The 5,497-nt window shown below is 67.0% G+C and carries 7 protein-coding genes; all 7 read left to right on the top strand.

The window, feature by feature from the left end:
* Positions 1-51: 51 nt before the first annotated feature.
* Positions 52-1,410, top strand: coding sequence for an aminomethyl-transferring glycine dehydrogenase subunit GcvPA (gene gcvPA, locus ACREB7_RS20440; protein ID WP_431594095.1), 1,359 nt, complete (start codon positions 52-54; stop codon positions 1,408-1,410).
* Entirely contained in the window at positions 1,407-2,999 is a 1,593-nt protein-coding gene (gcvPB, locus tag ACREB7_RS20435; protein WP_431594094.1) for an aminomethyl-transferring glycine dehydrogenase subunit GcvPB, read from the top strand. Before gcvPA ends, gcvPB begins: the two co-directional genes overlap by 4 nt.
* Positions 2,996-3,334, top strand: coding sequence for a hypothetical protein (locus ACREB7_RS20430; protein WP_431594093.1), 339 nt, complete (start codon positions 2,996-2,998; stop codon positions 3,332-3,334). Before gcvPB ends, ACREB7_RS20430 begins: the two co-directional genes overlap by 4 nt.
* A gap of 61 nt (positions 3,335-3,395) precedes the next feature.
* The gene (locus ACREB7_RS20425; RefSeq protein ID WP_431594092.1) at positions 3,396-3,854 is read left to right on the top strand and encodes an ABA4-like family protein; all 459 of its coding nucleotides are present in this window, start codon (positions 3,396-3,398) and stop codon (positions 3,852-3,854) included.
* Positions 3,855-3,858: 4 nt separating this feature from the next.
* On the top strand, positions 3,859-4,383 hold the full coding sequence (locus tag ACREB7_RS20420; protein WP_431594091.1) for a CcdC protein domain-containing protein: 525 nt from the start codon (positions 3,859-3,861) through the stop codon (positions 4,381-4,383).
* Positions 4,380-5,012 (top strand): DUF938 domain-containing protein, encoded by a 633-nt coding sequence (locus ACREB7_RS20415; RefSeq protein ID WP_431594090.1) that lies wholly within the window; start codon positions 4,380-4,382, stop codon positions 5,010-5,012. The genes ACREB7_RS20420 and ACREB7_RS20415 overlap by 4 nt, the downstream gene beginning before the upstream one ends.
* Positions 5,013-5,132: 120 nt before the next feature.
* Positions 5,133-5,497 (top strand): AMP-binding protein (locus ACREB7_RS20410; RefSeq protein WP_431594089.1); only part of this gene is annotated, 365 nt, incomplete at its 3' end.

Here is a 5,497-nt window from a genome sequence, read left to right as displayed (position 1 = left end):
CTGTAATCCGCCCCGGACCCCTCCCGCTTGCGGGAGGGGGGAGATAGTGAAATGCGTTACCTCCCGCTCACCGCCGACGATCGTTCGGCCATGCTCGGCGTCATCGGCGCCGCGACGATCGACGACCTGTTCGTCGATGTCCCCGTCGAGGCGCGGCTCGACGGCCCGATCGAGGGGCTCCCCGCCCATGCCAGCGAACTGGCGGTCGAGCGCCACATGGGCGCGCTGGCGCGGCGCAACCGCGCGGCGGGCGACGGGCCCTTTTTCCTCGGTGCGGGCGCGTACCGACACCATGTGCCGGCGAGCGTCGATCACCTGATCCAGCGCGGCGAGTTCCTGACCGCCTACACACCCTACCAGCCCGAAATCGCGCAGGGCACGCTGCAGATGCTGTTCGAATTCCAGAGCCAGGTCGCGCGCCTGCTCGGCACCGACGTCGCCAATGCGTCGATGTACGACGGCTCGACCGCCAGTTGGGAAGCCGTCGTGATGGCGCGCCGGATCACCAAGCGCGCGAAGGCGCTCTTCTCGACCGGCGTCCATCCGCATTACCGCAGCGTCGCGCGCACGATGGCGAAATATACGGGCGATGTGCTGGTCGAGGCCGACCCCGAACTGGTTGCTGGTACCGACTGGGCGGCGCTTGCCGCAGCGGTCGACAAGGAGACGAGCTGCGTCGTCGTGCAATATCCCGACATCCTCGGCCGCATCGACGACATGAGCGCGCTCGCCGCGGCGTGCCAGGCATCGGGCGCGCTGCTGATCGCGGTGGTCACCGAACCCGTCGCGCTCGGCCTGATCAAGTCGCCCGGCGAAATGGGCGCCGACATCGTCGTCGGCGAGGGCCAGTCGATCGGCGTCGGGCTGCAGTTCGGCGGGCCCTATGTCGGCCTGTTTGCCTGCAAGGCCAAATATGTCCGCCAGATGCCCGGACGGCTGTGCGGCGAAACCGTCGACGCCAATGGCAAGCGCGGTTTCGTGCTGACGCTCTCGACGCGCGAACAGCATATCCGCCGCGAAAAGGCGACGAGCAATATTTGCACCAACTCGGGGCTCTGCGCGCTGGCCTTCAGCATCCACATGACCCTGCTCGGCGAGGCGGGGCTGCGCCAGCTCGCATCGATCAATCATGGCCGCGCCAAGGCGGCGGCCGCCGAACTGGCGAAGGTGCCTGGCGTGTCGGTGCTCAATAGCACCTTCTTCAACGAGTTCACCCTGCTGCTGCCGACCGCCGCTCGGCCGGTGGTGCACCAGCTCGCCGAGCGCGACATCCTCGGCGGGGTGTCGCTTGGCCGCCTCTATCCCGACAACAGCGGGCTCGAGAATGGCCTCGTCGTCGCGGTCACCGAAACCTGCACGGCGGAGGACATCGCTGCCTTTGCCGCGGCGCTGAAGGAGGTGCTGGCATGAGCACGCCCAACGCATCCGGCTGGCGCCCCGAAATGAACGCGGGCGGCGCCGACGATACGACGACCTTCACCGGCAACCGCGCGCTGATGCTCGAAGAGCCGTTGATCTTCGAGATCGGTTCGACCGAAACCACCGGTGTCGATTTCGACGAGGCGGCCCCGGCATTCGACCTCGGCGGCCTCGCACGCTCCGCGCCGATCGGCCTGCCGGGACTCAGCGAGGGCGAGACGGTCCGTCACTATACGCGCCTCAGCCGCCAGAATTATGCCATCGACCTCGGCCTCTTCCCCCTCGGCAGCTGCACGATGAAGCACAACCCGCGCCTCAACGAACGGGTCGCGCGGATGCCGGGCTTTGCCGACATCCACCCGCTGCAGCCGCAGGAAACGGTGCAGGGTGCACTCGCCGTGATCAACGAACTGGCGATGTGGCTGATCAAGCTCACCGGCATGCACGGCGTCGCGATGACCCCCAAGGCGGGCGCGCATGGCGAGCTTTGCGGCATCCTCTGCATCAAGGCGGCATTGGAAGCGCGCGGCGAGGACCGGCGCGTGCTGCTCGTCCCCGAAAGCGCGCACGGCACCAACCCCGCGACTGCGGCTTTTGCCGGCTTCAGCGTCGAGGATATCCCCGCGACCCCGGAAGGCCGCGTCGACCTCGCAGCGCTGAAGGCACGCCTCGGCCCCGACGTCGCGGGCGTGATGATCACCAACCCCAACACCTGCGGCCTGTTCGAGCGCGACATGAAGGCGATTTCGGACGCGGTCCATGCGGCGGGCGGTTATGTCTATTGCGACGGCGCCAATTTCAACGCGATCGTCGGCAAGGTGCGCCCCGGCGACCTCGGCGTCGATGCGATGCACATCAATTTGCACAAGACCTTCTCGACCCCGCACGGCGGCGGCGGTCCCGGTTCTGGCCCGGTCGTGCTGTCGGAGGCGCTGGCGCCTTATGGCCCGATTCCCTATGCGGCGCGCTACGCCGACGGCTCGTTCAAGCTGGTCGAGGAGGAAAGCGCGGGCGCCGAGCATCCCGACACCTTCGGCCGCATGACCGCCTTCCACGGCCAGATGGGCATGTTTACCCGCGCGCTGACCTATATGCTCAGCCACGGCGCCGACGGCCTCAAGCAGGTCGCCGAGGATGCGGTGCTCAACGCCAACTATATCCTGCGCAGCCTCGACGACGTGCTCGAGGCGCCGTTCGGCGGCGCGGGCCCGTGCATGCATGAGGCGCTGTTCACCGACAACGGCCTCGCCGAGGGCTTCTCGACGCTCGATATCGCCAAGGGGATCATCGACGAGGGTTATCATCCGATGACGGTCTATTTCCCGCTCGTCGTCCATGGTGCGATGCTGATCGAACCGACCGAAACCGAGAGCAAGGCGGTGCTCGACCAGTTCATCGGGGCGCTGCGCAGCGTCGCGCTGCGTGCGAAGAACGGCGATCCGGCGCTCAAATCGGCGCCGCATTTCGCCCCGCGCGCGCGGCTCGACGAGACGGCGGCAGCGCGCAAGCCGATCCTGACCTGGGCCGAGCCCGCCGTCGCGCCCGGCACGCCGTCGCTCAGCGAGATCGGCGGCAGTTGAACGAGACCCCCGACAGCGCGCGGCCGTCCGGCGCCATCGGCTGCCTGATCGGCGGCGCGCTGTTTGCGGTGGTCTTCGTCGCCGCCTGGCTCGCGGCGATCACGCTTTACGGGCTGGTCGTCGAGCAGTGGGAACTGGTCCGTGTCCGCCGCGAATTTAGCTATGATTGGGCCTTTCTCTACGCGCCGCTGATCGCGCTTGGTCTCGGCTTCGTTGCGGCCTTCCTCGCGACCCGGCGCTTCTCGGCGGCGCGGCTGACGCTTTTGATCGTCGCTACCGGGCTCATCGCGCTGTTCGGCGGCATCCTGCTCTTCGGGCTTGGCGGGTTGATCTAGCGCTGGCAAAAACCGGCGTTACACAAGGGCAAGGCTGCGCCGACCGCAACAGGGGTGAGAGATGAGCTGGGATACGCTGTTTTTGCTGGTCAATTATTGGGCGATCGGCGGCTGGGCGCTGCTGGCCTTTGCACCGCGCGGCCCGAAGATATTGGCGTTGGTCCTTTATGCCGGGGTATTTCTGCTCGCGCTGGCCTATGCGATCATGCTCGGCGGTTTCCTGACCGGCACGATCGATCCCGGCGGACCCGGTGGCGGCAGTTTCACGACGCTGGCGGGGGTGATGAAATTGTTCGACAGCCCCGGCGGCGCGACGCTTGGCTGGACCCATTATCTGGCGTTCGACCTGTTCACCGGCCTGTGGATCGCGCGCGATGCCGACAACAAGGGGTTCAGCCGCGTCGTGCAAATCCCTTTCCTGTTCCTGACATTGATGGTCGGGCCGGTCGGCCTGCTGGCGTGGCTGATCGTCCGCGAACGCCGCGCGCGGGCGCACGCCAAGGCCCGGGCGGGGAAGTGAGCCGATGACCGCCGCAAACGCCCCGTCGGCCTGGCTGCAATATCTGATCCCCGGATCGGTCATCCTCATTGTGCTCTTTTTCCGCCTCCGCTCGGTCGGAAAGGCGCGGCGGCTTCGGCTCGAACGCTTGTGGATATTGCCGACCATCTATGCATTGCTCGTCGCGACCGTTTTCTGGAGCGCGCCGCCGCACGGCCTGACGTGGATATGGTGTCTGCTCGCGCTCGGCGCGGGCGCGGCGCTCGGCTGGTGGCGCGGCAAGCTGATGCATGTCGCGGTCGACCCCGAAACGCATGAACTGAGCCAGACGGTCTCGCCAGCAGCCTTGCTGTTCATCGTCGCGCTGGTCGTCATCCGCAGCGCCTCGCGGGCGATGTCGGTGCAGATGGCGGGGCCGGGCCATGCGGGGGTGATGGCCGCGACCGATATCCTGATGGCCTTCGCGCTCGGCTTCATCGCCTTTCAGCGGATCGAGGTCGGAGTCCGCGCCCGCCGCCTGCTCGCCGAAGCCCGCGCGACGCGGGCATGACCACGCCCTGGATGCCGGGCGATGACGGCGCGGCGGCGAAGCGCCATGCGCCGGCGACCTTGCGCAACCGCGATGCGATCGCCGCTGTCCTCACCGACTGGTTGCCGCCGCAGGGGACGGTGCTCGAAGTCGCCAGCGGGTCGGGCGAACATGTCGTCCATTTCGCCGCCGCCTTTCCGCATCTCGACTGGTTGCCGAGCGATCCCGATCCCGCCGGTCTCGCGTCGATCGCCGCGTGGGTGGATGAGGCGGGCCGCGCCAATGTCGCGCCGCCGCTGGCGCTCGACGCCGCCGCGAACGACTGGTCGCTCGACCACGCCGATGCGGTGCTGTGCATCAACATGGTGCATATCAGCCCGTGGGCGGCCACTGTCGGGCTGTTCGCCGGCGCTGCGCGGCTGCTGGCGCGGGGCGCACCTTTGATCCTTTATGGCCCCTATGTCGAAGCCGATGTGCCGACGGCGGACAGCAATGCCGCGTTCGATGCCAGCCTTCGCGCCCGCGATCCGGCCTGGGGCTTGCGTGACGTCGCAGACATCAAGCGTGTTGCCGCCGATGCCGGCTTCGCCTTTTCCGAACGGTATGTGATGCCTGCGAACAATCTGATGCTGCTTTTCCAGCGCACCTGACCGGGATTGCATCGCTCGGTGCTTGTCATAAGGTGGCGGGTAACCAGCACGCTTGCCAAATGGGCGGTGTCGTTGTTATCAGCGCTGAGAATGCCGCCAAGGCATCCCGGGAGAGAGTGAATGAACGATATGTCGCCGCCGCATATGAGTTTCGACCAGTTCCTGCGCCATTGGGCCGCGGTGACGCCGACGCAGACCGCCTTGACCGAGGAAGACCGCGACTATGATTTCGCGGCCATGGACATGTTGACCGCCAAGGTCGCATCGATGCTCGCCGATCTCGGGCTGAAGAAGGGCGATCGCATCGCGTGGATCGGCAAGAACAGCGACCTTTATGTGCTGCTGTTCTTCGGCGCGGCGCGAATGGGCGTCGTGATGGTGCCGATCGGCTGGCGCCTCGCGGGCGAGGAATGGGCCTATATCGTCAACGACACCCAAGCGAAATTGCTGTTCACCGGCCCCGGTTTCGATGAACCGGTCGCGGC

Origin of the sequence: Sphingopyxis sp. (genome assembly GCF_050725615.1) — a bacterium.
Taxonomy (GTDB): Bacteria; Pseudomonadota; Alphaproteobacteria; order Sphingomonadales; family Sphingomonadaceae; genus Sphingopyxis.
The sequence above is the reverse complement of the archived record's forward strand: the minus strand, read 5'-3'. Positions and strand labels throughout refer to the sequence as shown.

Bases quoted from the DNA above. Each gene is read 5' to 3' on its own strand.
- gcvPA (WP_431594095.1), top strand. From the start codon at position 52: ATGCGTTACCTCCCGCTCACCGCCGACGATCGTTCGGCCATGCTCGGC.
- ACREB7_RS20425 (WP_431594092.1), top strand. From the start codon at position 3,396: ATGAGCTGGGATACGCTGTTTTTGCTGGTCAATTATTGGGCGATCGGC.
- gcvPB (WP_431594094.1), top strand. From the start codon at position 1,407: ATGAGCACGCCCAACGCATCCGGCTGGCGCCCCGAAATGAACGCGGGC.
- ACREB7_RS20420 (WP_431594091.1), top strand. From the start codon at position 3,859: ATGACCGCCGCAAACGCCCCGTCGGCCTGGCTGCAATATCTGATCCCC.
- ACREB7_RS20415 (WP_431594090.1), top strand. From the start codon at position 4,380: ATGACCACGCCCTGGATGCCGGGCGATGACGGCGCGGCGGCGAAGCGC.